This is a genomic window from Frankia sp. CcI49 (assembly GCF_001983215.1).
Lineage (GTDB): Bacteria > Actinomycetota > Actinomycetes > Frankiales > Frankiaceae > Parafrankia > Parafrankia irregularis.
Map to the genome: position 1 here is coordinate 1 of NZ_MOWP01000056.1, position 23,439 is coordinate 23,439.

The following is a 23,439-nucleotide window of genomic DNA, read 5'->3' on the forward strand; positions in this document are numbered from 1 at the left end:
CGTGGGGGACCGCGTGGGAGAGTAGGACGCCGCCGGACTTCTTTCCGATGGGGTTGTTTCTGGTCTTGTGGCCGGGGGCAACCCCATCGGCATTTCTGCGTTCACCACAGCACCCACTCGCTCGGTACACGGCGATCCACCGCAGCTCCCGCGGCGCCTGCCAGCGCCGGCAGTTTCCGCCAATAGGCGCATACGGGACGTGGTGCCACCTACGATCCGCAAGTGCTGAGGATTTCGGTTGCTACAACAGCCGCAATCGTCAGGTCTTGCTCGGAAGCGGCGGCATCAGCGGCATCATCGGATCTGGTATCGCGCTGGATCTTGCTGCCCGATCCCTGGCAACAGTGATCATCAGATCCTCGCCCTACGGCAACGGATGCCGGCGCGTCGTGCGGTCGACGACGACGGCCGGGTGCCCATCGCCATCGCCTGCGGTATGCGCCGGTCGCGGGCGCTGATCACGGGTTCCGACGGCGCGTGGTCGGTCTGATCCGCGGCTGACTGCCGTTCGTGAGCACAGCTATGGACACAGTTACCTAAAGGCATTAGGCTCATCTGTGGATGATCACTGCGGCGAGGTTCCAGGTCTGTGCCACCTCCGTCTGTCCGGCGAACGAGCGGAACGGGCGGTGAAGGTGCGACGTCCCGGACGGCCTGCCGCGGCCTCGACACGACTCGACCGGCCGGCGCTCGGTGCGGTGGGCCGTGACGTTCGCCGAGCCGAAGGGATGACACAGATGACCACTGGGGACCAGCTTCTGATCGATGGTGAGTGGCGCACGCCGGCCTCGTCCGCCCGCGTTTCGGTGGTGTCGCCGTCCACCGAGGAGGTGATCGGCGAGGTTCCCGACGCGGGCCCGCAGGACGTCGACGCCGCGGTGCTGGCGGCACGGCAGTCGTTCACCCGGGGCAGCTGGCGGGATCGGTCGCCCGAGGAGCGGGCCGACGTCCTCGAAGCGGCCCTCGCCGCGCTGGAACCGCGGCTCGGGGAGATCGGCCGGCTGGTGACCTCGGAGATGGGGCTGCCGACGACGATCGCGGGCATGCAGATCCCGGCCGCTCTCGGCGCCGGGCGGTTCTTCCTCGACGTGGCTAGGAAGAATCCGCTGAGCGAGGTCCGGCAGACGATGTACGGCCCGGCGGCCGTGGTGCGCGAGCCGGTGGGTGTGGTCGCGGCGATCGCGCCATGGAACGGCCCGTTCAACATGGCGATCGGGAAGATCATCCCGGCGCTGGTGGCAGGTTGCAGCGTCGTGTACAAGCCGGCGCCGGAGACCCCGCTGGACGGCTTTCACATCGCTGAGGCACTGACCGGCGCGGAGCTGCCGCCCGGGGTGTTCAACTACATCACCGGTGGTGCCGACACCGGGCGGGCGCTCGTCAGCCACCCGGAGGTCGACAAGGTCAGCTTCACCGGGTCGACGGCGGCCGGCCGGGAGATCGGCCGGGAGGGCGGCGCGAGCTTCAAGCGCCTCCAGCTGGAGCTCGGGGGCAAGTCCGCGGCGATCGTGCTCGACGACGCCGACATCCCGACGACGATGGCGGGGCTCGCGGTCGGCTCGTTCTTCAACACCGGCCAGGTGTGCGCGGCCTTCAGCCGGGTGCTGGTGCCGCGCACCCGGTTCGACGAGGTCGTCGGCGCGCTGGTGGCGACCGCGGAGTCGTTCCTGGTCGGGGACCCGTTCGACGCGTCCACCACGATGGGCCCGCTGGTGTCGCGGCGGCATCAGGAGCGGGTGCTCGGATACATCGGGATCGGGCGGTCCGAAGGTGCCACCGTGGCGACCGGCGGCGGGGTGCCCGAAGGCCTGGAGAGGGGCTGCTACGTGCAGCCGACCGTGTTCACGGGCGCGACCAACGCGATGCGGATCGCCCGTGAGGAGATCTTCGGCCCCGTCGTCACGGTGCTGGCCTACGACACCGTCGACGAGGCGGTCGCGATCGCCAACGACTCCGACTACGGCCTGCACGGCGCGGTGTTCACCGCCGACCCGCAGCGCGCCGCGGACGTCGCCCGCCGGGTGCGGACCGGCACGTTCAGCGTCAACTCCTTCACCTACAACACCGAGGCACCGTTCGGCGGGGTGAAGTGCTCAGGCGTCGGCCGCGACACCGGTGCCGAGGCGGTGACGTCCTACTACGAGCTCAAGACGGTCAACCTCACCCCGGGCATGGAGCCGCTGTTCTCCTGACCGGTCCCGGCACAGAGCCGGGACGGACCGGCGCGGGCGTCGGGACGGAGATCAGGGCGGAGATGACGACGAAGGAGCCAGGTATGGGCGCTGACATCGCCCCAGGCGTCCCGGCGGACCTGCCGCCGGTGGTGGAGCGGCACGGCCAGGTCGTCGCCGCGGGTGACCAGCGGGCGACGCTCGCCGACTTCCGGCCCGACCGGATCGGGCAGCTCGTCGCCTCGGCCGCGCTGCCCGACCGGATGTCGGGTTCGGAGGTGCTGAGCATCGCGCCGGGCGACGACGGCCTGATGACCGCACATATCCGTTACAGCGGTGTCGCCGGCGAGCGGGTCGTGCTGCGGTCGCGCTGGATCCGCCTGCCGCAGGGCTGGCGGGTCTCGGACGTCCGCAACGTGCCGGACACGCCGCCGGTGCTGGCGCCGGTCGAGCTCGACGGGCTGGACGCACCGCACTGGGCGGCGGCGCGTCAGGGCGAACTGCGGATCCAGCGCTGCGGTGGGTGCGGTGAGTGGATCTGGGCGCCGCGGCCGATCTGCCCGGCCTGTCACGGGTTCGAGCTGGAGTGGCCGGTCGTGGCGCCGGAAGGCCGGATCTTCTCCTGGACCAGGACCTGGCAGCCGTTCGCCCCCGAGGTGCGCGGCCACCTGCCGTACGTCGTGGTGCTCGTGGAACTGCCGGCCGCGGGCGGGCGCCGGGTGCTCGGCGTGCTGCGCGACGCCGACGGCGCCGACATCCGCATCGGCCTGCCGGTGAAGGGCGACTTCGACCCGCCGGCCACGCCGGTCGGGGTTCCGCTGCTGCGCTGGAGGATCTCGTGACGACGAACGGTTCGCTGTGCGGGGCCGCAGCCGTGGTGGGGATCGGCACCACCGCGTACCGCAAGCGGGGGACGGCGCCCGCCTCGGCGCTGCGGCTGACCTTGGAAGCCGTGCTGGCGGCGTGCGCGGACGGAGGGCTCGACCCCCGGTCCCTCGACGGGTTCGTGTCATACGCGAACGATGCCAACGAGGGCATCGCGGTCGGCTCGGCGCTGGGGGTGCACGAGATCCGCTGGTCGACCATGGTGTGGGGCGGCGGTGGCGGCGGGGTCGCGGCCGCGGTGAACGCCGCCGCCGCGGCGGTGGCCTGCGGCCAGGCCGAGCACGTCGTCGTCTACCGCGGGATCACCGAGGTCGACGACGGGCGCGGCAGCTACGGCCGCGGGCACTTCCCGCCGCTGTTGCACAGCCACGGCCTGCTCACCCCGGCGCAGATCTGCGCGCTGCGGACGCAGCGTCTGCTGGAGGTCGACGGGGTGCCACGCTCGGCCCTGGAAGCCCTGGTGCAGGCCGACTACACGCACGCGCAGAACAACCCGGCGGCGGTCGCCTACGGACGTCCACTCGACCCGGCGGTCTACGCCGACGCGCGGTGGATCTCCGAGCCGCTGCGGCTCTACGACTGCTCCCGGGAGAACGACGCGGCGGCCGCGGTGGTCGTCACGTCGGCGCGGCGGGCCCGTGAGCTCGTCGAGCGGCCGGCGTTCATCCTGTCCGGGGTGCAGGGCGCGACCCGCGGCTGGAGTGAGTCCGCGGAGAACGAGACGAGCTACACCAGCGCCGGGTTCCACCCCGAGCTGGTGCGGCGGCTGTGGGACGGGGCCGGGGTGAAGGCCGGCGAGGTCGACGTCGTCCAGGTGTACGAGAACTTCAGCGGGCCGGCGGTCGCCGCGCTGATCGACCTGGGGCTGTGCCCGCCCGGGCCGGAGGCCGGGCGGTTCATGACCGTCGAGAACCTGACCGCCCCGCACGGGCGGTTGCCGATCAACACCGCCGGCGGCAACATCGCCGAGGGGTTCGTCCACGGGATCGGGCTGGTCCTGGAGGCCGTCCGGCAGATCCGCGGGACGTCGGTCAACCAGGTGCCGGGTGCGGACCTCTCGCTGCTGCTGGGAGGGCCGATGGCACCGCTGGTGAGCGCGACCCTGCTCGGGTCGCAGCGAACGCTCGCCGGCCGGTGATCGTCGCATCGAGACCGTTCTCGGCCGCCGCGCCAGCCGGCGGGGCGGCCGAGAACCGAAGGGGACTGAACACAATGACCACGAATCCGTCCTCCCAGGTGACCGACGCCGGCGGCGAGGAGCCCGCGGCGCTGTTCACACGTCACGACGGCCACGTCGGTGTCGTCACCCTGAACCGCCCGCGGGCGCTCAACGCGGTGAACGCGCGGCTGTCGGTGGACGCGGGGGCCGCGCTCGAGCAGGCGCAGGCCGACCCCGAGGTCCGCGCGATCGTGATCACCGGCGCGGGCCGTGCCTTCTGCGCGGGCGCCGACCTCAGGGAACTGGCCGCCGGCAACCGGGTCGACGACGTCGAGCACCCCGAACGGGGCTTCGCCGGGATCGCCCAGCACTGGGTCGGCAAGCCGACGATCGCCGCCGTCAACGGCTTCGCGCTCGGCGGCGGCACGGAGATCATGCTGGCCTGCGACCTCGCCGTCATCGACGAGACCGCAGCGCTGGGGCTGCCCGAGGTGAAGCGCGGGCTGTTCGCCGCCGCGGGCGGGGTGATCCGGCTGCAGCGCCAGATCCCGATGAGGATCGCGCTGGAGGCGGTGCTGACCGGCGAGCCGATCTCCGCTGCGCGGGCCTACGAGCTGGGTCTGGTCAACCGGGTCGCGCCTGCCGGCACGGCCCTGGAGCTCGCCCTCGAGCTTGCCCGGACGGTGGCGGCGAACGCCCCGCTGGCGGTGCAGGAGAGCAAGCGCGTCATGCACGCCACCGGCTCCGCCGGCTCCGACTGGGAGCGTGAGGTCTGGCGGATCAGCAACCAGGCCGTGAAAGTCGTCTTCGCCAGCGAGGACGGGAAGGAAGGCGCAAGGGCGTTCGCCGAGAAGCGGGAGCCGAAGTGGACGGGACGTTGACGGCGTCGATCTGGCCCGCGTCGATCTGGCCTGCGGCGACCTCGATCGGGGCGACCTCGACCGGAGCGCGGCCGGTCACCGATCAGGTCACCGATCAGGTCGCGGATCAGGTCGCCGCGCGGACGCTGCCGCTGTGGGGGGTGCGCGTCCTCGACCTCACCGAGGGAGCGGCGCAGTCATGTGGGCGCTACCTCGCCGACCTCGGCGCCGAGGTGCTGCGGATCGAGCCGCCCGGTGGCTCGCCGGGCCGTGCGGAGCCGGTCGCGTTCGCGCTGCGCAACGCCGGCAAGCTCGGGCTGGTGCTCGACCTGGATGACGAGACGGGCCGCGAGCGGCTGCACGAGCTCGCCAGCATGGCCGACATCCTGCTCGACTCGTCCGGTGAGGCGACCGCGCGGGCCCGGGGCCTGACACCCGAGGAGTTGTCGGCCCGGCATCCGCGGCTGGTCATCGTCTCGATCACCGCCTTCGGCCGCTCCGGGCCCTACCGGGACTTCACCGCGACCGAGCCGGTGCTCGCCGCACTCGGCGGTGTGCTGGCCCGCTCCGGGCTGCCCGGGGCCCGCCCGGTGCTGCCGCCCGCCGGCCTGGTCGACCAGACGGTCGGTGTGCACGCGGCCTGGGTGGCGCTGGTCGCCTACGTCCGGCGGCTGCGGACCGGTGCCGGTGAGCTCGTCGACGTCAGCGCGCACGAGGCGGTCGTGCACGGGTTCGATCCCGGTTTCGGTACCCAGGGGTCGGCCGCCGCCGGCCGGCCGGAGGGCTTCCCCCGGGACCGTCCTGACGCCAGCGCCTTCTACCCCGTGTTCCCCTGCGCCGACGGGCATGTGCGGATCTGCCTGCTCGCCCGGCGGCAGTGGCGGGCGATGTTCGCCTGGCTGGGGGAGCCGGCGGAGTTCGCCGACCCGAGTTACGACACCATCCCCGCCCGGTTCGCCGCCGCCGACCGGCTGCATCCGCTGATCGGGGCGCTGTTCGCCGGCGTGCGGCGCGACGAGCTGGTCGCGGAGGGGACCCGGCGCGGGGTCCCGATCGCCGCGGTGCTCACCCCCGGCGAGGTGCTGGCGGCCGACCACTTCGCCGAGACCGGCACCCTCGTCGACGCCGAGATCGCCGAGGGGCTGCGGGCCAGGGTTCCGTCCGGCTACGTCTCGGTCGACGGCGTCCGCGCCGGGCTGCGTCACCGGGCCCCGAACCTCGGCGAACACACCGAGCTGCTCCTGGGCGGAGCGGCGCCGGGCGGAGCGGCGCCGGGCGGAGCGGCGCTGGACGGCGGGGCGCTGGGCCAAGCAGGGGAGYGGGGGCCGGAGCCCGACCTGGGCATCCCCGGGGATCCGGCGGACGGGCCGCTGGCCGGCCTGCGCGTGCTCGACCTGGGGGTGATCGTGTTCGGCGCGGAGCTCGGCCGGCTGTTCGCCGACCAGGGCGCCGACGTCATCAAGATCGAGAACAACGCCTTCCCGGACGGGCTGCGCCAGACCCGCCGGGGCGGCGGGATGAACGCGTCCTTCGCCTGGGGCCAGCGGAACAAGCGCGGTCTCGGCCTCGACCTGCGCAGCGAGCCGGGCGCCGCCCTGTTCCGGGAGCTGGTGCGGCACGCGGACATCGTCGCGGCGAACTTCAAGCCCGGCACCCTGGAGTCGCTGGGCCTCTCCCACGCCCAGCTCGCCGAGATCAACCCGAGGATCATCGTCTCCGACAGCAGTGCCTTCGGCTCGCGCGGGCCGTGGAGCGGGCGGATGGGCTACGGCCCGCTGGTCCGTTCCTCCTGCGGGGTCTCCGCCCTGTGGCGGGACCCGACGCGCGCCGCGACGGACAGCCAGGCGTACTGCGACGGTTCGACGGTCTACCCCGACCACATCGCCGGGCATGTGACTGCCGTCGCCGCGCTCGCCACGGTGATCAGGCGGGCCCGTTCGGGCCGGGGCGCGGCGTTGGAGACCGCGCAGGCGGACGTCGCCGTGATGCCCCTGGGCCCGGCCCTCGCCGCCGCGTCACTCGCCCCGGGATCGGCGGCCCCGGGAACGGCGGCCCCGGGAACGGTGGACGGCGGCGCCGGGAACATCGTCGCGGCGGTGCTGCCCTGCGCGGGTGACGACGAGTGGTGCGTGGTCGACGTCCGAGGCGACGAGCACTGGGCCCGGCTGACGACGGTGCTCGGCCGGCCGGAGCTGGCGGTGGGCGAGCTCGCCACCGCCGGAGGGCGATGGACCAGATGGGCCGAGGTCGAGGAGCTGATCTCCCGGTGGACCGCGCAGCGTACGCCCGCGCAGGTCACCGCCACACTGCAGGAAGCCGGTGTCCCGGCGGGCGCGATGGTCCGGCTGCCCGAGGAGCTGACCGATCCGCAGCTGGTCGCACGGCAGTCGTTCCGGACGCTGGAGCACCCGCTGCTGTCCCGGCCGGTGCCGGCGAACGCCCGCATCGCACGGTTCTCCACCATCGCGGACCCGCCGCTGCGTCCGGCGCCGGTGCCGGGCGAGCACACCTGGGAGATCTGCCGGACCCTGCTGGGGCTGACCGAGGACGAGATCGACCGCCTCGCCGAGGCCGGCGTCCTGCAGCCGCCGCCGGAGCCTGCCCTGACCTGACCTGGCGGCGTGTTGCTACCGGACAAGGCGGCGTGTTGCTACCGGACAAGAGTGAAGGATTTCGGTCGTCAGGACGACCAAGATCCTTCACTCCTCGGGTGGTCGACCTCGCCTCGGGACCACGGTTTCAGGCGTGCCGGTGGTCGTGGGCGACCTGGGCCCGGCGTTGCCCGGCGCGGCTGCGACCTGGGGATCGGACGTGTTCGGCCGGGCATGTTGGACAATGGTCAGATGCCCAGGCCGTCCCAACCACTCCTCAGCCGCCGGCTCGTCATCGAGACGGCGCTTCGCCTCATCGACGAGGAGGGCCTGGAGACGTTCAGCCTGCCGCGGCTGGCGACCCGGCTGCAGGTCCGCACTCCGTCTCTCTACCACCACTTCACGGACAAGGCCGAGATCCTGGCCGCGGTCGCGCGGGAGATCGTGCTGGAGGCACGCCCGCCGAGCGAGCACCTGGGGGACGCCTGGATGGAGTGGTTCGTCGGCCTGGGCCTGAGCTTCCGGCGGGCGGTGCTGCGCCACAGCAACGCAGCTCTGGTCCTGCTGCAGTACCTGCCCCGGGACGTCCTGACCGAGGTGTACGAGGAGGCCGCGACGGTGCTCGCGGAGGTCGGGGTGCCGGCCGAGCAGCGCCTGCTGATCATCGACGGTCTGGACAAGATGGTGCTGGGGGCAGTACTCACCGAGGCGATGAAGTCTCCCGCGGACCGGGCGCGGATCTTCTCCGGTGTGGAGCCGGAGAAGCTGCCGGCGCTGGCGACGGCGATGGACGCCAACTCCCGCTCGGCCGCGGAGATCTACGCCGAGTCCCTGCGCTGCCTGCTGCGCGGCGCGGTCAACCCGGCCGACCTGGTGCCCGCACAGCCCTGACATCGCACGGCTCTGACACCGCACAGCCGTGACGCCGCACAGCCGTGACACCGAGGCCCGACGTCAGGTCGGCCAGTCGAGCTGCGAGTCGGGGATGCCGTGGGCGCGGCCGTAGTCCTCGGCCTCGGCGCGCCCCTGAGAGTCGCCCCGTGGGTAGCGAAAAACCCGGATGGGAAACACGATGAAGGTCTCCTGGGCGGTATGCAGGTCCACGTACCAACCGGGTGCATCCAGAGCTTCGCTGAGTTGAGTGGCCAGGGCCTCGGCTTCGGTATCAGCGATGTCGAAGAAGATCAGCGTCCAGACGGATGGCTGATCGGCGGTGGCGTTCCCAGACGCCGATCGTTGGATCTTCCGCACGGAGAAGGGAAGATCGCTCAGCACGGCTCCGGTGCGCAGGCTCTCCGCGATCAGTACGCCAGCGGCCACTGGTAGCTCCCTGGGGTCAGGATGAATGTGGCCCGCATCTTCCTCCGAGGGGCAGATCGCCGACCGGCCAGCCTGAGGATCATCGAGTCCCACCCGCTCCCGATCACGACAGTCAATGATCACATGTGACGGGAGCGGGTCTCGGTGTTGGTCAGATGCCCCAGTCGGCGGGCACTTCGGAGGCGTGGGCGCCGGGTTCGGGGGCTGCGGTGGGCCGGTCCGGCACCGTGCGCGAGAAGCGGGGGGCCGGGGCGGGCTGCGGGGCGCCGTGCAGGTCGAGCAGCGTTCCGCGGGCGGCGAGGTGGGGGTGCTCGATCGCCTCGCCCCAGCTGAGGATCGGGGTGACGCAGGCGTCGGAGCCGTCGAACACCTTCGCCCAGTGGTCGCGGGGGTGGGCTCGGAAGGCGTCCGCGAGTGTCGCACGCAGCGCCGGCCAGCCGGCCTGGTCGTACTGGTCGGGCAGGGCCGCGGCGTCCAGGCCGAGCAGCGCCAGCATCTGGGCGTAGAACTGCGGCTCGATGCAGCCGACGGCCACGTGGGCGCCGTCGGCGCACTCGTAGGTGTCGTAGAACGGCGCGGCGCCGTCGAGCAGGTTCGTGCCCCGGTCGTCGGTCCACCCGCCCAGGCTGCGCATCGACCACATCATCTGCGCCAGGACGCTGGCGCCGTCCACCATCGCGGCGTCGATGACCTGGCCCAGCCCGGAGCGTTCCCGCTCCCAGAGCGCGGCGAGGACACCGGTGACCAGGAACATCGACCCGCCGCCGAAGTCACCGGCGAGGTTCAGCGGTGGCACCGGCCGCTCACCGGCCCGGCCGACGGCGTGCAGGACGCCGGTCAGGCTGATGTAGTTGATGTCGTGGCCGGCCTGCCGGGCCCACGGGCCGTCCTGGCCCCAGCCGGTCATCCGGCCGTAGATCAGCCGCGGGTTCACCGCGTGGCATTCGGCCGGGCCGACCCCGAGCCGTTCGGCGACACCGGGCCGGTAGCCCTCGATGAGGATGTCGGCCTTCGCGACGAGGTGCAGCACCAGCTCACGCCCGGCGTCGGTCTTGAGGTCGGCGATGACGGAGCGCCGCCCACGCAGCAGCGGCTCACGTTCCGTGCTGCCGGGGCGGTCGACCCGGACGACGTCCGCGCCCAGGTCGGCGAGGATCATCGCCGCGTGCGGGCCGGGGCCGATACCCGCCAGCTCGAGGACGCGCAGCCCGGTCAGTGGGCCCATCAGGATCTCCTCGCCTTGGAATCTCCCGCGCTCACGCGGGTGAGGACGTCAACGGTCCGTGTACACCGCGGGGCGTTTCTCCAGGAAGGCGGCGACCGCCTCCTGATGGTCCGCGGTCGTCGAGCAGAGGATCTGGTTGCGGTTCTCCAGGTCGAGCGCGGCCCGGAAGCTGGGGATCTCCAGGTTCGACCACAGCACCTCCTTCGTCATCCGCACGGCGAAGGGGCTGTGCGCGGTGATGGCCGACGCCTTGTCGAGCGCGGCGTCGAGCAGGCCGTCGTCGGGGACGACCGCGGAGACCAGGCCGATCCGCTCGGCCTCGGTGGCGTCGAGGGAGCCGCCGGTGAGCAGGAGGTCGGCGGCGCGGGAGAAGCCGACGATCCGCGGCAGCGTCCAGCTCACCCCGATGTCGCAGCCACCGAGCCCGCGCTGGATGTAGGAGGCGTGGAAGGTCGCCGAGGCCGCCGCGACCCTGATGTCGCAGAACAGGCTGATCGACAGGCCGGCGCCGGCGGCTGGGCCGTTGACCGCGGCGATGATCGGGGCCCGCACCCGGCGGAACCCGTCGGCGAGATCGGCGATGCGCCGCTGCAGCCGCATCCCGGCCTGCGTCGTCCCCTCCCCGGCCTCGGGGGCACCGGGGATCTCCCCGTAGCCCTTCAGGTCGAGGCCGGCGCAGAACCCGCGCCCGGCGCCGGTGAGGACGACCGCGCGGACCCGGGAGTCGTCCTGGATCCGGCCCAGCACCTCACGTAGGCCTTCGACGAGCTCGGTGTTCAGCGCGTTGAGCGCGCGGGGCCGGTTCAGCCGCACCAGCAGGACGCCCGGCCGGGCCTCCGTCGTCTCCAGCACCGGCCCCGTCACGGCCTACGCGCCTTGTTCGTCCAGCCCGTGTTCATCCGTCCCGCCCCGTTCATCACTGACCACATATCACATATCACAAGTCGAGTACGAGGACGGGGGACAGCGCCCGGGAGACACACGGCATGAGCACCGTGCCGCCTTCCCGTTCGTCCTCGGTCAGCAGCGAGTCCCGGTGGTCGGGCACCCCGGAGACCACCGCGGTCTCGCAGGTCCCGCAGGTGCCCTCCCGGCAGGACGTCGGCACCGCCACCCCCGCGTCGGCGAGGGCGTCCACGATCGATCTGCCGGCCGGCACCGTGACCGCCGTGCCGCTGCGTGCGAGCTCGACGACGAACTCGCCGGCGGCCGGCGCATCGACGATCTCCTTCGGCGAGAACCGTTCCAGGTGCAGCGCGCCCGCCGGCCACGAGCCGGCCAGCCGCTCGAGCGCGGCAAGCAGTGGCTCCGGGCCGCAGCAGTAGATCGCGACCCCGTCGCGCGGCGCGCCGAGGAAGCCGGCCAGGTCGAGCAGCCCGAACTCATCCTCGGGACGGAGCATCACCCGGTCCTCGCCGTAGCGGTCGGCGAGCTGCGCGGCGAACGCCATGGACGACCTGGCCCGCCCCCCGTAGAGCAGCGCCCACTCGGCGCCGGCCGCCTCGGCCTTCTCGATCATGGGCATGATCGGCGTGATGCCGATGCCGCCCGCGACGAACAGGTACTCCGGGCTGTCGACCAGCGTGAAGTGGTTGCGCGGGCCGCGGGTCCGCACCACGTCCCCGGGACCGATCCGGTCGTGGACGTAGGCCGACCCTCCGCGCCCGCCCGGAGCCCGCAGCACCGCGATGCGCAGCGTGGACGAATCACCCGGGTCGCCGCACAGCGAGTACTGCCGGACGAAGGGCTCCTCCCCGCCGGCCGGCGACCCGGGCTCGGTGCCGGTGCCGGTGCTGGTGCTGGCGCCGAGCCCGGGGCCGAGCCCGGGGCCGAGCAGCAGGTCGATGTGGGCGCCCGGTTCCCAGCCGGGCACCGCGCCGCCGTCCAGCCGGGCCATGGTCAGGCACACGACGCCCTCGGCGACCGCCTCCCGCTGCTGGACGACCAGGTCCTCGATCTGCTCCTGGGCGCGCACGTTCCTCACCCCTTGTCGAGTTACGAGACGTTGACGTCGGCGAACAGCGGCCGACCTCGTAAACCTTATGGCATTAGGTTACCGTGGGCGTGCCTAGATCGCCAGCGGGACGGATATGTCGATCCGGGCCTCGCGGCGGCAGGCTCGGTATCCCCGCGGCACCGGCAGTTCGCCTCTATAAAGGCAAAAGGGGTGCAAGATCGCCTGGCAAACCGCAAGCGTGAAGGATTTCGGTCGTCAGAACAACCAGAATCCTTCACGCTTGCGACTCACCAAGCCGGGCTACCGGACCCTCGGAGGTCCGGCCACGTTCATGGAGGGCGCCCCCACGCCTCCCACCGACTAGCGATCTTGATCGGCGCCACTCTGCGACAGGCTCCCGAACAACCGAAATTCTCACTTCGCCGGGGTGGCGATGTGGGCCGCGCTGACCGTCGGCTAGCCGCGCGCTGTGAGGCGTGCGTCGGGTGCGAAGACCGGCAGGACCTCGCCGGGAGCCTCGCCGCCTTCGGCTCCGGAGCCGTCGTCGGGTCGCTGGGGCCGGACGAACCTGGCGCTCACCGGCTGGCCCGCCCGCAGGTCGCGACCGTCGGTGCCGACCAGGCGAACCAGCAGCCACGGGCCTTCCGCGAGCTCGACGACGGCGGTCACGTACGGGACGGCGCCACGCAGCGCCGACACCGGAACCTGGTGGACGACCGCCCAGGTGACCAACACACCCCGACCGGAGACGACGAACGGCTCCAGCCGGGCCGAGCCGCAGCCGGTACAGGTCCGGGCCTCCGGGCCGAGCACGTCGCCACTGTCGAGGCAGCGGCGCACCAGCAGCTCACCGCGCGCGGCCGCGTCGAAGAACGCCGCGCTCGCGTCGTCCCGTGCGACCGGCGGGAACGCGCCGTCGCTCATCCCAGGCCTCCTGAGGACGTCCGCGGGTGCGGGCTGAGCACCAGCGTCGAGTGATGTTCGAGGATGCCGCCGTTGCCGCTGACCAGCACGATGTCGTTGCGGGGCGCCTGGCGGGCGCCACCGGCGCCGCGGGCCTGGACCACCGCCTCGGACAGCGGGGTCATCCCCCACATGTAGTAGGAGGACAGCTGGCCGCCGCCGGTGTTGCAGGCGAGCTTGCCGTCGGGGGCGAGCCGGCCGTCGCCGACGAACGCGCCGCCGTCGCCCTTCTCGCAGAACCCGTAGTCCTCCAGCGTCACCAGCACGGTGTAGGTGTAGCAGTCGTACAGCTCGCAGATGTCGACGTCACCGATCCCGATGCCGGCCATCCGCATCGCCGCCGGCCCACTGCGTGCCGCCGGGGTGACCAGGCCCCAGGGCGAGCCGGCGTGCATCCGGCGGGGTTCGTGTGCCTGTGCGTACCCGTGGACGTGCACCGGCGGGTGGCGCAGTGCCCGTGCCCGCTCGGCGGAGGTCACCACGACCGCGATGCCGCCGTTGCTGACCAGACAGCAGTCGAGCAGGTGCAGCGGTTCGGCGATCGGGCGGGACGCCTGATGGTCCGCCACGGTGAGCGGTTCCCGCATCGCCGCCAGCGGGTTGCCGGCCGCCCACGCCCGCTGGGCGACCGCGATCGCGGCCAGCTGTTCCGACGTGGTGCCGTAACGCTGCATGTGCCGCCGGGCGGCGAGCGCGTACAGGATGTTCGGGTTGACCCCGCCGGACGCCAGCTGCCAGCCGGCCAGTCCGGTCAGCGCGCGGGGCTTGCGGCCCGCGCCACCCCAGGCCTCGCCGGCGCTGCGCTTCGGGGCCAGCGGCGCGTCGGCGAACACGCAGGCGACGGTGGTGGCGGAGCCGGCGGCGATGGCCTGCGCGGCCTGGGCGACCATCACCCCGGCGGTGGCGCCGAACGCGTTGATGTCGGCGAGCAGGCCGAGCTGCCCGAGGCCGAGGGCACCGGCCAGCTCCACGCCGACCTTGCCGGCCAGGCCGTTGCTGACCAGCAGGCCGTCGACGTCGCCGAGCCGCAGGCCGGCGTCGGTGACCGCGAGCCGGACGGCCTCGGCGGCGAGGCCGCGCGCCGATCGGCCGTAGACCTTGCCCAGTTCGGTCATGCCCAGCCCGGCGATCGCCGCGGTGCGGTCAGCGGTCATCGGCGCTACCTTCCCGTGCTGTGTCCTGCCTGCTGCGCGCCGTGTCCTGCGGCGCCATGTGCCGCGCGGCTCCGCGGAACCGCACCACATGGCACGGTTCCGCGGAACCGCGTGCTGCGATGCCACATCCTCCGATACCGCTCACTCCGGTGCCAGATACACCGAGCGGTGCCGCCGGTAGGGGGCGAGGCCTTCGGGCCCGAGCTCCCAGCCCAGGCCGCTGGCCTTGGTCCCGCCGAACGGTGCGCCCAGGTCGAGCGCGTAGTGGTTGAGGCCGATGGTCCCGGTCTCGATCCGGTCGGCGAGTGCCAGGCCGCGTTCGGTGTCGGTGGTCCAGACGGAGCCGGCCAGGCCGAAGTCGGAGTCGTTGGCGAGGGCCACCGCCTCGGCCTCGTCCCGGTAGGGGATGACGCAGAGAACCGGGCCGAAGATCTCCTCGCGGGCGATGACACTGGTGTTGTCGACATCGGCGAACACGGTCGGCTCGACGAACCAGCCGACGGGCTGGTCCGCGGGCCGGCCACCGCCGACCGTCAGCCGTGCCCCGCAGGCCCGCCCCGCCTCGACATAGCCGAGCACCCGCTCCCGCTGCGCCGCGCTGACCAGCGGCCCGATCGCGGTCGACCGCTCCAGCGGGTCCCCGATCGTCAGGCCGCGCACCGTTTCTGTGACGGCGTCCACGACCTCGTCGTACCGGGCACGGGGGGCGAGGATGCGGGTGCAGGCGTGGCAGGTCTGTCCGTTGTTCGCCAGTGAGACCTCGGGCAGGCGGGCCGCGAACAGGTCCAGGTCGGCGTCGGCGGCGACGATCGCGGCGGACTTGCCGCCGAGCTCCAGGGTGACGGGACGCAGCAGCCGTCCGCAGGCCTCGCCGATGGCCCGGCCGGCGGCGGTCGAACCGGTGAAGGCGACCTTGTCGACGCCCGGATGGGCGACGAGGTACGAACCGGCGTCCCGGTCACCCGCCACGATGTTGAGTACCCCCGGGGGCAGGCCGGCGGCGAGCGCGGCCTCGGCGAACACCAGCGCGTCGAGCGTGGTCTCCGGTGCCGGCTTGAGCACGACGGTGCAGCCGGCGGCGAGCGCAGGGGCGATCTTCATCGCGGCGAGCGGCTGCGGGTAGTTCCACGGGGTGATCGCGGCGACGACGCCGACCGGCCGGTGCTGGACGATCGTCCTCCCGCGCGGAACGCCGGCCCGGATCTCGTCGGGTGCCGCGTCCCTGATCAGATCCGCGTAGTAGTCGACGATCATCGCGGGGCTGTAGCCGTTGGCGGCGCGGGAGAGCCGGATCGGCATCCCGTTCTCCTGGCTGACCAGTACGGCCGTATCGGCGGCGCGGGTGCGCAGCTCGGCGGCGAAGCGCTTCAGCAGGTCGCTGCGCTCGGGGCCGGTCAGTGCGGCCCACGGGCCGTGCAGCGCGCGCCGCGCCGCCGTCACCGCGAGGTCGATCTGGGTGGGCCCGGCGAGCGCGACCTGGCCGAGCGTCTTCTCGGTGGCCGCCTCCAGCACGTCCACCGTCCGTGGCGCGGCCAGCCACTGACCGTCGATGAAGAGAGTCGACCTGTCCAATCCGGCACCTCCGCGAACCGACCGGCCGGCCACCCGTCGCGGTGCGGCGGATCGGCTCGTGCTCAGGGAATCGGTCTGGCGGCGGGACGGCACTCGTCCTCATCCCGACGCCAGATACCTACAGGTTGTAGGTTAATGGGGTCGGGATGGCCGGTCAACCGGTCGCCTGATCGCCGTGGCCGTTGACGAGTGCGCGATGTCGGCTGTGGGCGATCCGGGGGTGATCAGGTGGCGGTCAAGGAGTGCCGACCCGCGGCTGCTCGAACCGGGTCGCGACTCCGGCGAGCAGTGCCCGTACCGACTCGCGGAATATCTCGTCCACCGTCCACGGATTCGAKGCGAGCCCGCGGGTGAGGATCGGGTGCTCGACGTGGTCCACGTGCGGATAAATGAGATCCCGCTTCTCCGGGGCCTTCATGACCTCCGACAGCGCGGCGCCGAGGGTGACCTTCTCCAGCGTGTCGAGAATCAGGATGTGCACGTAGCTCGGGAAGTCGGTGTACTCGACCAGTACGGCGGCGGAGTTCTCGGTGACGGCGACCAGGATGTCGCGGGGCGGGAACTGCAGCATCAGCGGGGCCGCGTGGGGGTGCTCCAGCAGGACGTCCCGCAGGTTCGCGGCCAGTGCCACGAACCACTCCTGCCACTCGTCCCGGCTCGGCCGGGCCGGGATCGCGGTCTGCGAGACCATGTACCGGGCGACCTCGGAGAGAATCTCCGCCTTGTCGCGGAAATGATGGTAAAGAGATGCCGCCCGAACGGACATCGCGCTGGCGAGGCCCGGCATGCTGAAAGTCGCGAGACCGTCCCTGTCGATTAGTTCGAGGGATGTCGCGACAATGCTTTTCCGGCTCAGGAGCGGGCGGCTCGGGCGTGGCATGGGGATGATTATGCCTGGATGGCCCGGTGTCGGGTCCCGGTCAGCTTTGCAATGCGGCCGAAATGTGCCCGCCGTCACAGCCGGGCATTGTTGGAGGCTGGCCGTCGGGTGCCGGTGAGAATCGGTGCCGGAGCCGGCTCCGAGGTCGGCTGCCCACTGGTCGGGCTCCGGTGCGTTTCCTGGTGGGGTCATGCCCGTCGTCGCCCTGGGTGACCCTCTGCTCGCCTGCTCGCCTGCTCGCCTGCTCGCGCGCCGGGCGCCGGGCGCTGGCGGCTGCGGGCTGGGGCCGGCTCGGTCCGGCCTGACGGGCTGGCAGTCGTGCCGATCCGGGGGTGTCCGGATGCCCCCGGGATGGGTCTTGCCAGGTTAACCAAATGCCTTTAGGTTGTTCCGACACTGGTACCCACCCACCTGTACGCCTTCCTCTGGCCGGACCCGGGACCCCGCCGCGGAAGGCGCCACAGACATTCCTCGACGTGTGTTCCTGTACCTGTCCGGCGCCAGGCGGCGGCCAGGTGCTCCTTTCGCATGCCGTCGAACCCCGGTCTTGTATTGGAGAGATAGATGACGCGACCCAAGAGGCTTGTCGGCGGCTTAGCCTTGGCGGCCATGCTGCTTTCCGGTGCCGCGGCGTGCGGCGGCGGTGAGGACGAGGGCGGCAGCGCCCCCGCCGCCGCGAACAAGGCCACCGGCGAACCGATCCGTATCGGTTTCATCAACCAGGAGCAGGCCGCCTCCGGCTCCTTCCCGGACCTGCGCACGGGCGCGTCCGCGGCCGCGGAGTACCTCAACAACCAGCAGGGCGGCGTCGACGGCCGGCCGGTCGAGTTCGTCAACTGCACCGTCGACGGATCACCCGAGGCGTCCCAGCGCTGTGCGAACCAGATGGTCGAGGCGAAGGTTCCGCTCGTGATCTCCGGCCTCGACTTCTCCGGGCCGTCCGCGACCGCGATCATCCGCGCTGCCGGCATCCCCTACGTGCCGATCCTGCCGATCCAGGGCACGGATCTGACCGGCGACGGTGTCTTCGCCTTCCTGGGCGGCAGCCCGGGCCAGTTCGCCGGCGTGGCCGGCTATGTGACCGATGAGATCAAGGCCGACAAGGTCACCATCCTGGCCAACGACACGCCGCCGGGCGTCGCGGCCGCGGAGAGCCTCCAGAAGGTGCTGACCGCCAGGAAGGTGAGCGACGTCCAGATCGTCAAGGAGTCCCCGACCGCCACGGACTTCACCGCCTCCGTCACCGCCGCCAACGACGGCTCGCCGGACGCCGTCGTGGTCATGTTCGTCTCGCCCTCCTGCTCGCTGATCATGCAGTCCGCCCAGTCGCTCGGCATCAGGACGCAGATGATCTATCCGAGCAGCTGCCTCGACCCGGCGAACCTGGAGGCGGCCGGGGCCGCCGCCGACGGCGCTCTGATCACCACCGAGCAGCTCTCCCCGCAGACCGACCCGGACGACCCGGACGTGTCGACCCTGGTGACCGCGATGAAGGACTACGCGGACGTCGCCGAGGACGAGATCACGTCCTCGCACACGAACGGCTTCGGCGTGGCCATGACCGTGTTCGGCGTCCTCGGCCGGGCCGGCAAGGACGTCACCGCCGCGTCCGTGCTCGAGGCGCTGAAGGCCTCGAAGGATCAGGACGGCTTCCTCGACGACAGCTACTCCTGCGACGGGACCGCGCTGACCGGGGTGTCGACGGTGTGCAACGGCAGCGTCCGCATCGTCCGGATCGAGGGCGGGAAGCCGGTGCCGRCCAGCGACTGGACGACCTCCTGAGCGTTCCCCTGGACCGGCCGGCCTGAGAGGTGCTCGGTGGACTTCCTGTCGTTCGTGATCCTGGGACTCGGGTCGGGCGCGATCTACGCCGCATTCGCGACGGGGATCGTGCTCGTCCACCGAGCCTCGGGCGTCATCCACTTCGGTTTCGGGGCGACCGCCCTGTTCGGTGTCCTGCAGTACGCGGACCTGCGCCGGCACGGGATCCTCGTGCTGCCCGTCGGCCACATCGACCTCGGGACCGAACCGTCCGTGGCGCTGTGCATGCTGCTGGTGCTGGCGCACGCGCTGCTGTTMACACTTCTGATCTACCTGCTGTGTTTCGCGCCGCTGCACGCCGCGCCGCCACTGGCACGGGTCGTCGCCTCGGTGGGCGTGATGCTGGCGGTGCAGGCGCTCATCCTGCAACGCTTCGGGTCCGCGCCGCGGTCGGTGGCGGCCATCCTGCCGAACGAGCCGGTCACGGTTCTCGGGGCGACGCTGCCGCGGGACCGCCTGTACCTCGCCGGCATCGCGCTGCTGTTCGCCGCCGCGCTGCATCTGTGGTCGACCCGCACCCGGTTCGGCAAGGCCACCCGCGGTGCCGCCGAGAACGAGAAGGCTGCCATCCTGCTGGGGCTGCGGCCCCGCTGGCTGGCCGCCGTCAGCTGGCTGCTCGCCGGGGCCGTGGTGACCGTGGTCGGCATCCTGATCGCGCCGACCACCTCGCTGGAGGCGGGCAGCTTCACGCTGCTGATCGTGCCCGCGCTCGGCGCGGCGCTGGTCGGCCGGCTCAGCTCGGTGGCCGTCGCCGCCGTCGCCGGGCTGGCGCTCGGGGGCCTGCAGTCCGGGCTGCTCTACCTCACCCGTGAGTTCAGCTGGCTGCCACAGAACGGCCTCAAGCAGGGCCTGCCGTTCCTGCTGGTCGTGCTGATGCTGATGGTGGCGGGCCGGCGGCTGCCCGGCCGCGGCACCGCCCAGGACCGGCTCCCGCCGGCACCCGCCGGGCGGCTGCGGCCGGTGCCGATCGCCGCTGCGGTGGCCGCCGCCGCGATCGCGCTGCCCCTGCTGTCGAGCCAGTGGCGGCTCGGGATGATCACCAGTGGGGTGGCGGCGGTCCTGTGTCTTTCCCTGGTGGTGCTGACCGGCTTCGTCGGCCAGATCTCGCTGGCGCAGATGTCGCTGGCGGGCGTCGCCGGGTTCACCCTCAGCAAGGTGACCGCCGACGGCGGCGTGCCGTTCCCGGTGGGGCCGCTGATCGCCGTGCTGGCGGCCACCGCGCTCGGCCTGCTCGTCGCGGTGCCGGCGCTGCGGGTCCGTGGCCTGCACCTGGCGGTCGTGACGCTGGCCGCCGCGGTCGCGATCGAGGAGTTCATCTTCAAGAATCCCAAGGTCACCGGCGGCCTGAGCGGCTCCACGGTGCCCCAGCCGGAGATCTTCGGGTTCTCGCTGGGCATCCGGGGCGGCGCCGAGGACTTCCCTCGGGTCACGTTCGGCTACTTCGTGCTGGTGGTCACCGTCGCCGCGGCCCTCGGGGTCGCCGCGCTGCGGCGCCACGAGCTGGGCCGGCGAATGCTCGCGGTCCGTGGCAGCGAACGGGCCGCCGCGGCGGCGGGCATCAACGCCGCCCGGGTGAAGCTGACCGGCGCGGCGATCTCCTCGGCGCTCGCCGGCGTCGGCGGCACCCTGCTCGCCTACCAGCAGGGCCAGCTGTCGTACGCCTCCTACAGCACCTTCACCTCGCTGGGCCTGCTCGTCGCGGTCTACCTCGGCGGGATCACCAGCGTGTCGGGCGCACTGGTCGGCGGCACCCTCTACTCGGGCGGCCTGGTCTCGGTCGCCCTGCACGAGTGGGCGGGCCTGGGTGACTACGAGACCCTGATCCTCTCGATCGGTCTGATCATCGTCGCGATCCGCAGCCCGGACGGGCTCGCCGGCCTGACCCGGCAGCGGCTTACCCCACGGCTGCGGCAGCTGGCCAGGCGGACGACCACGGCGCCGGAGCCGACCACGACGACGGAGCCGACCGTCACGACGGAAGCGATCGCCGTGGCGGAGCCGATCGCTGGGGCGGAGTCGATCGCTGGGGTGGAGTCGACCACCGCCACCACCACGAAGGAGGTGAATCCGCATGTTGCTGCGGGCTGAGGGGGTCGGTGTCGCCTTCGGTGGGGTCCGGGCGCTGGACGAGGTCACGATGTCCGTGGCCGCGGGCGAGGTGGTCGGGCTGATCGGGCCGAACGGTGCCGGCAAGACGACGTTCATCGACGCCGTCACCGGGTTCGTGCCGGCCACCGGCACCATCCACTTCGGTGACCAGCAGATCCAGGGGCTGCCCGCGCATCGGCGGGCGGCCCTCGGCCTGGTGCGGACGTTCCAGCACCTCGAGCTGTTCGACGACCTGTCCCTGACCGAGAACGTGCTGATCGGGCACGGCCGGCGTCCCGGCGGGCGCCACGAGGCCGCCGCGCTGCTCGACCGGTTCGGCCTCGCGGACCACGCCGGGTCGCTCCCCCCGGACCTGTCCCACGGGCAGCAGCGGCTGCTGGCGCTGGCGCGTGCGCTGGCCAGCCGCCCCCGGCTGCTGCTGCTCGACGAGCCCGCGGCCGGCCTGGACAGCCGGGAGTCGGCGGCGCTCGCCGATCCGATCCGGGCGATGGCGACGGGGGGGCGGGCTGTCCTGCTCATCGATCACGACGTCGATCTCGTGTTCTCCGTGTGCGACCGGGTGTACGTCCTCGAGTTCGGCCGGGTGATCGCCGCCGGCGGGCCGGCCGAGGTCAGCGCGTCAGCCGCGGTCCGGGCCGCCTACCTCGGCACCACGGAAGACGGCGCGGACCACGACGGCGCGGACCACGACGGCGCGGACCACGACCGCGCCGAGACGGACAGCGCCGAGGCGGGCGGCGTGGACCTGGACGAGCGGCAGAGCGAGACACAGGAGAAGTCGCCATGACAGCTGCACTCGCCGTGACCGGACTGTCCGCGGGGTACGGCTCGGCGCCGGTGATCCGGGGGATCTCGTTCGAGGTCCTCCCGGGCGAGATCGTCGCGCTGCTGGGGCGCAACGGAGCGGGCAAGACGACCACCCTGCTGACGATCTCGGGGCTGGTCCGGGCCCGCGCGGGGGAGGTGTCGGTCGGCGGCAGGGTCCTGCCGGGGCACCATCCACGCGCGGTGACCCGGGCCGGGGTGGGCCATGTCCCTGAGGAACGCGCGCTGTTCGCGAACCTGTCGGTGCGCGACAACCTCGCGGTCGCGGGCGCGCGGCGGGCACGTGACCTGCGCCGGGTGCTCGAGCTGTTCCCCGAGCTCGAACGGCTCCTCGACCGGCGCTCCGGCCTGCTCTCCGGTGGGGAGCAGCAGATGCTCGCGCTGGCCCGCGCCGTCTACCAGCGGCCGAAGGTCCTGCTGGTGGACGAGATGAGCCTGGGCCTGGCGCCGAAGATCTGCCAGCGGCTCGTCGGCATCCTGCGGCGGCTGGCCACCGAGCAGGAACTGGCGGTCGTCCTGGTGGAACAGCACCTGTTCCTGGCGCTCGAAGCCGCCGACCGGGCGTACGTCCTGCACCGTGGGGAGATCACCCTGTCGGGTACCCGGGCCGAGCTGGCCGAGCGCCGGGCTGAGCTGGAGGCCGCCTACCTCGGCTCGGTCAGCGCCGGCGCGACGGCCGCCTGAGCCGGCGGCGCTCCAGAAAGGCAACAGATCCAACGACAGACAGATCCAACGACAGTGGCCCGGGCCGCGGACGAGGTTCGTCGCGGCCCGGGCCACTGTGCTGTGAGGCGTCAGCTCCGGACGAGGTCCCGGCTGATGATCTCCTTCATGATCTCGTTGGTGCCGCCGTAGATGCGCTGGACCCGGGCGTCGAGGAACGCCCGCGCGATCGGGTACTCGGTCATGTAGCCGTACCCGCCGTGCAGCTGGACCCCGGTGTCGACGACCTTCCACTGCATCTCGGTGGCCCACCACTTCGCCTTCGCCGCGTCCACCGCGCTCAGGGTGCCCCGGTTGAGCTCGCGCACGCAGCGGTCGATGTAGGCGCGGGTCACCTCGATGCGGGTCCGCAGCTCGGCGAGGGCGAACCCGACCGTCTGGAACTCGGCGACCGGGCGGCCGAACGCCTGGCGCTGGCGGACGTAGTCCAACGTCCAGGCGAACGCGGCCTCCGCGGAGCACTGCCCCGCGATCGCGATGCCGAGCCGTTCCCGCGGCAGGTTGCGCATCAGCGCCGGCAGCCCGCCGCCCTCGACGCCGAGCAGGTTGCGGGCAGGCACCCGGACGTCCCGGAAGAACAGCTCGGCGGTGTCCTGCGCGGCCAGGCCGACCTTGTCGAGCTTGCGGCCGCGCTCGAAGCCTGGGGTGTCGCGCTCGACGACGAACAGGCTGAAGCCGCGGCTGCCGCCGTCGGTGCCGGTCCGGGCGAAGACGATCACCAGGTCGGCGAGGATGCCGTTGGTGATGAACGTCTTCGACCCGTTGATCACCCAGTCGTCGCCGTCGCGGACCGCCGTGGTGGCGACGCCGCGCAGGTCGCTGCCGGTCTGCGGTTCGGTCATCGCGATCGCGCCGACCGTCTCGCCGGTGGCGAAGCCGGGCAGCCACCGGGCCTGCTGCCCCTCGGTGGCCATCTCCAGCAGATACGACAGGACGATGTCGTCGTTGGTGGAGAACGACGACTGCAGCGACGAGGCACCGACCCGGGCGATCTCCTCCTGCAGGACCACGCGGAACCGGTAGTCGCGCTCCCCGGCCCCGCCGTGGCTCTCGGGCACCGCGAGGCCCAGCAGCCCGGTGGCGCCGGCCCGCTTCCAGGTCTCCCGGTCGATGAGTCGCTCGGCGTCCCACCGTTCCAGGTTGGGGACCACATCACGGGTGACGAACGCCCGCACCGTCTCCCGGTAGAGCTCGTGGTCGGACTCGAAAAGATCTGTGTTCACA

The 23,439-nt window shown here is 72.3% G+C and carries 19 protein-coding genes; 10 read left to right on the top strand and 9 right to left on the bottom strand.

Going from position 1 to position 23,439, the window contains the following annotated elements; all coding sequences use genetic code 11:
• Positions 1–737 precede the first annotated feature (737 nt).
• The 6 genes from CcI49_RS38550 (at position 738) to CcI49_RS38575 (ending at position 8,557) form a co-directional block, all read left to right on the top strand.
• Positions 738–2,192 carry an aldehyde dehydrogenase gene (locus CcI49_RS38550; protein WP_076834684.1) on the top strand — a complete coding sequence of 485 codons (1,455 nt, stop codon included), beginning with the start codon at positions 738–740 and terminating at the stop codon, positions 2,190–2,192.
• A gap of 83 nt (positions 2,193–2,275) precedes the next feature.
• Positions 2,276–3,013, top strand: coding sequence for a zinc ribbon domain-containing protein (locus CcI49_RS38555; RefSeq protein WP_054569932.1), 738 nt, complete (start codon positions 2,276–2,278; stop codon positions 3,011–3,013).
• A complete protein-coding gene (locus CcI49_RS38560) occupies positions 3,010–4,194 on the top strand; it encodes a hypothetical protein (RefSeq protein ID WP_054569931.1) in 1,185 nt (394 codons plus the stop codon). Before CcI49_RS38555 ends, CcI49_RS38560 begins: the two co-directional genes overlap by 4 nt.
• 74 nt (positions 4,195–4,268) lie before the next feature.
• Positions 4,269–5,096, top strand: coding sequence for a crotonase/enoyl-CoA hydratase family protein (locus tag CcI49_RS38565; protein WP_083473747.1), 828 nt, complete (start codon positions 4,269–4,271; stop codon positions 5,094–5,096).
• Positions 5,081–7,687, top strand: coding sequence for a CoA transferase (locus CcI49_RS38570; protein ID WP_198955755.1), 2,607 nt, complete (start codon positions 5,081–5,083; stop codon positions 7,685–7,687). Before CcI49_RS38565 ends, CcI49_RS38570 begins: the two co-directional genes overlap by 16 nt.
• Before the next feature lie 231 nt (positions 7,688–7,918).
• Positions 7,919–8,557 carry a TetR family transcriptional regulator gene (locus CcI49_RS38575; protein ID WP_054569930.1) on the top strand — a complete coding sequence of 213 codons (639 nt, stop codon included), beginning with the start codon at positions 7,919–7,921 and terminating at the stop codon, positions 8,555–8,557.
• Between the two features lie 63 nt (positions 8,558–8,620).
• Here CcI49_RS38575 and CcI49_RS38580 read toward each other — a convergent pair whose 3' ends face one another.
• The 8 genes from CcI49_RS38580 to CcI49_RS38615 all read right to left on the bottom strand — a co-directional run bounded on the left by CcI49_RS38580 (position 8,621) and on the right by CcI49_RS38615 (position 16,644).
• Positions 8,621–9,079, bottom strand: a complete 459-nt coding sequence (locus CcI49_RS38580) for a hypothetical protein (RefSeq protein ID WP_241840537.1) — start codon at positions 9,077–9,079, stop codon at positions 8,621–8,623.
• 58 nt (positions 9,080–9,137) lie between these two features.
• Entirely contained in the window at positions 9,138–10,214 is a 1,077-nt protein-coding gene (locus tag CcI49_RS38585; RefSeq protein WP_076834643.1) for a CaiB/BaiF CoA-transferase family protein, read from the bottom strand.
• A 45-nt stretch (positions 10,215–10,259) separates the two neighbouring features.
• Positions 10,260–11,075, bottom strand: coding sequence for an enoyl-CoA hydratase-related protein (locus CcI49_RS38590; RefSeq protein ID WP_054569927.1), 816 nt, complete (start codon positions 11,073–11,075; stop codon positions 10,260–10,262).
• 73 nt (positions 11,076–11,148) lie between these two features.
• On the bottom strand, positions 11,149–12,186 hold the full coding sequence (locus tag CcI49_RS38595; protein WP_076834688.1) for a PDR/VanB family oxidoreductase: 1,038 nt from the start codon (positions 12,184–12,186) through the stop codon (positions 11,149–11,151).
• 438 nt (positions 12,187–12,624) lie between these two features.
• Entirely contained in the window at positions 12,625–13,092 is a 468-nt protein-coding gene (locus tag CcI49_RS38600) for an OB-fold domain-containing protein (RefSeq protein WP_076834645.1), read from the bottom strand.
• The gene (locus CcI49_RS38605; RefSeq protein ID WP_054569924.1) at positions 13,089–14,285 is read right to left on the bottom strand and encodes a thiolase family protein; all 1,197 of its coding nucleotides are present in this window, start codon (positions 14,283–14,285) and stop codon (positions 13,089–13,091) included. Before CcI49_RS38605 ends, CcI49_RS38600 begins: the two co-directional genes overlap by 4 nt.
• Positions 14,286–14,426: 141 nt before the next feature.
• Complete coding sequence (locus CcI49_RS38610) at positions 14,427–15,857, bottom strand: aldehyde dehydrogenase (RefSeq protein ID WP_076834690.1); 1,431 nt, start codon at positions 15,855–15,857, stop codon at positions 14,427–14,429.
• Between the two features lie 235 nt (positions 15,858–16,092).
• The gene (locus tag CcI49_RS38615; protein ID WP_198955756.1) at positions 16,093–16,644 is read right to left on the bottom strand and encodes a TetR/AcrR family transcriptional regulator; all 552 of its coding nucleotides are present in this window, start codon (positions 16,642–16,644) and stop codon (positions 16,093–16,095) included.
• A gap of 657 nt (positions 16,645–17,301) precedes the next feature.
• Between CcI49_RS38615 and CcI49_RS38620 the strand changes: the two genes are divergently transcribed.
• Genes CcI49_RS38620 through CcI49_RS38635 form a run of 4 tightly spaced genes read left to right on the top strand, consistent with a single transcriptional unit; the run spans position 17,302 to position 22,176 of the window.
• Positions 17,302–18,519 (top strand): ABC transporter substrate-binding protein, encoded by a 1,218-nt coding sequence (locus CcI49_RS38620; RefSeq protein ID WP_083749982.1) that lies wholly within the window; start codon positions 17,302–17,304, stop codon positions 18,517–18,519.
• Between the two features lie 36 nt (positions 18,520–18,555).
• The gene (locus CcI49_RS38625; RefSeq protein ID WP_076834649.1) at positions 18,556–20,646 is read left to right on the top strand and encodes an ABC transporter permease; all 2,091 of its coding nucleotides are present in this window, start codon (positions 18,556–18,558) and stop codon (positions 20,644–20,646) included.
• A complete protein-coding gene (locus CcI49_RS38630) occupies positions 20,630–21,454 on the top strand; it encodes an ATP-binding cassette domain-containing protein (RefSeq protein ID WP_076834652.1) in 825 nt (274 codons plus the stop codon). The genes CcI49_RS38625 and CcI49_RS38630 overlap by 17 nt, the downstream gene beginning before the upstream one ends.
• Positions 21,451–22,176, top strand: a complete 726-nt coding sequence (locus CcI49_RS38635; protein WP_076834654.1) for an ABC transporter ATP-binding protein — start codon at positions 21,451–21,453, stop codon at positions 22,174–22,176. Before CcI49_RS38630 ends, CcI49_RS38635 begins: the two co-directional genes overlap by 4 nt.
• 110 nt (positions 22,177–22,286) lie before the next feature.
• On the opposite strand, the gene CcI49_RS38640 is transcribed toward CcI49_RS38635, so the two are convergent.
• On the bottom strand, positions 22,287–23,438 hold the full coding sequence (locus CcI49_RS38640; protein ID WP_076834657.1) for an acyl-CoA dehydrogenase family protein: 1,152 nt from the start codon (positions 23,436–23,438) through the stop codon (positions 22,287–22,289).
• Position 23,439 lies beyond the last annotated feature (1 nt).

Excerpts from the sequence above, each read along its gene's own strand:
- CcI49_RS38550 (WP_076834684.1), top strand. The coding sequence starts at position 738 with ATGACCACTGGGGACCAGCTTCTGATCGATGGTGAGTGGCGCACGCCG.
- CcI49_RS38555 (WP_054569932.1), top strand. The coding sequence starts at position 2,276 with ATGGGCGCTGACATCGCCCCAGGCGTCCCGGCGGACCTGCCGCCGGTG.
- CcI49_RS38565 (WP_083473747.1), top strand. The coding sequence starts at position 4,269 with ATGACCACGAATCCGTCCTCCCAGGTGACCGACGCCGGCGGCGAGGAG.
- CcI49_RS38575 (WP_054569930.1), top strand. The coding sequence starts at position 7,919 with ATGCCCAGGCCGTCCCAACCACTCCTCAGCCGCCGGCTCGTCATCGAG.
- CcI49_RS38600 (WP_076834645.1), bottom strand. The coding sequence starts at position 13,092 with ATGAGCGACGGCGCGTTCCCGCCGGTCGCACGGGACGACGCGAGCGCG.
- CcI49_RS38605 (WP_054569924.1), bottom strand. The coding sequence starts at position 14,285 with ATGACCGCTGACCGCACCGCGGCGATCGCCGGGCTGGGCATGACCGAA.
- CcI49_RS38630 (WP_076834652.1), top strand. The coding sequence starts at position 20,630 with ATGTTGCTGCGGGCTGAGGGGGTCGGTGTCGCCTTCGGTGGGGTCCGG.
- CcI49_RS38635 (WP_076834654.1), top strand. The coding sequence starts at position 21,451 with ATGACAGCTGCACTCGCCGTGACCGGACTGTCCGCGGGGTACGGCTCG.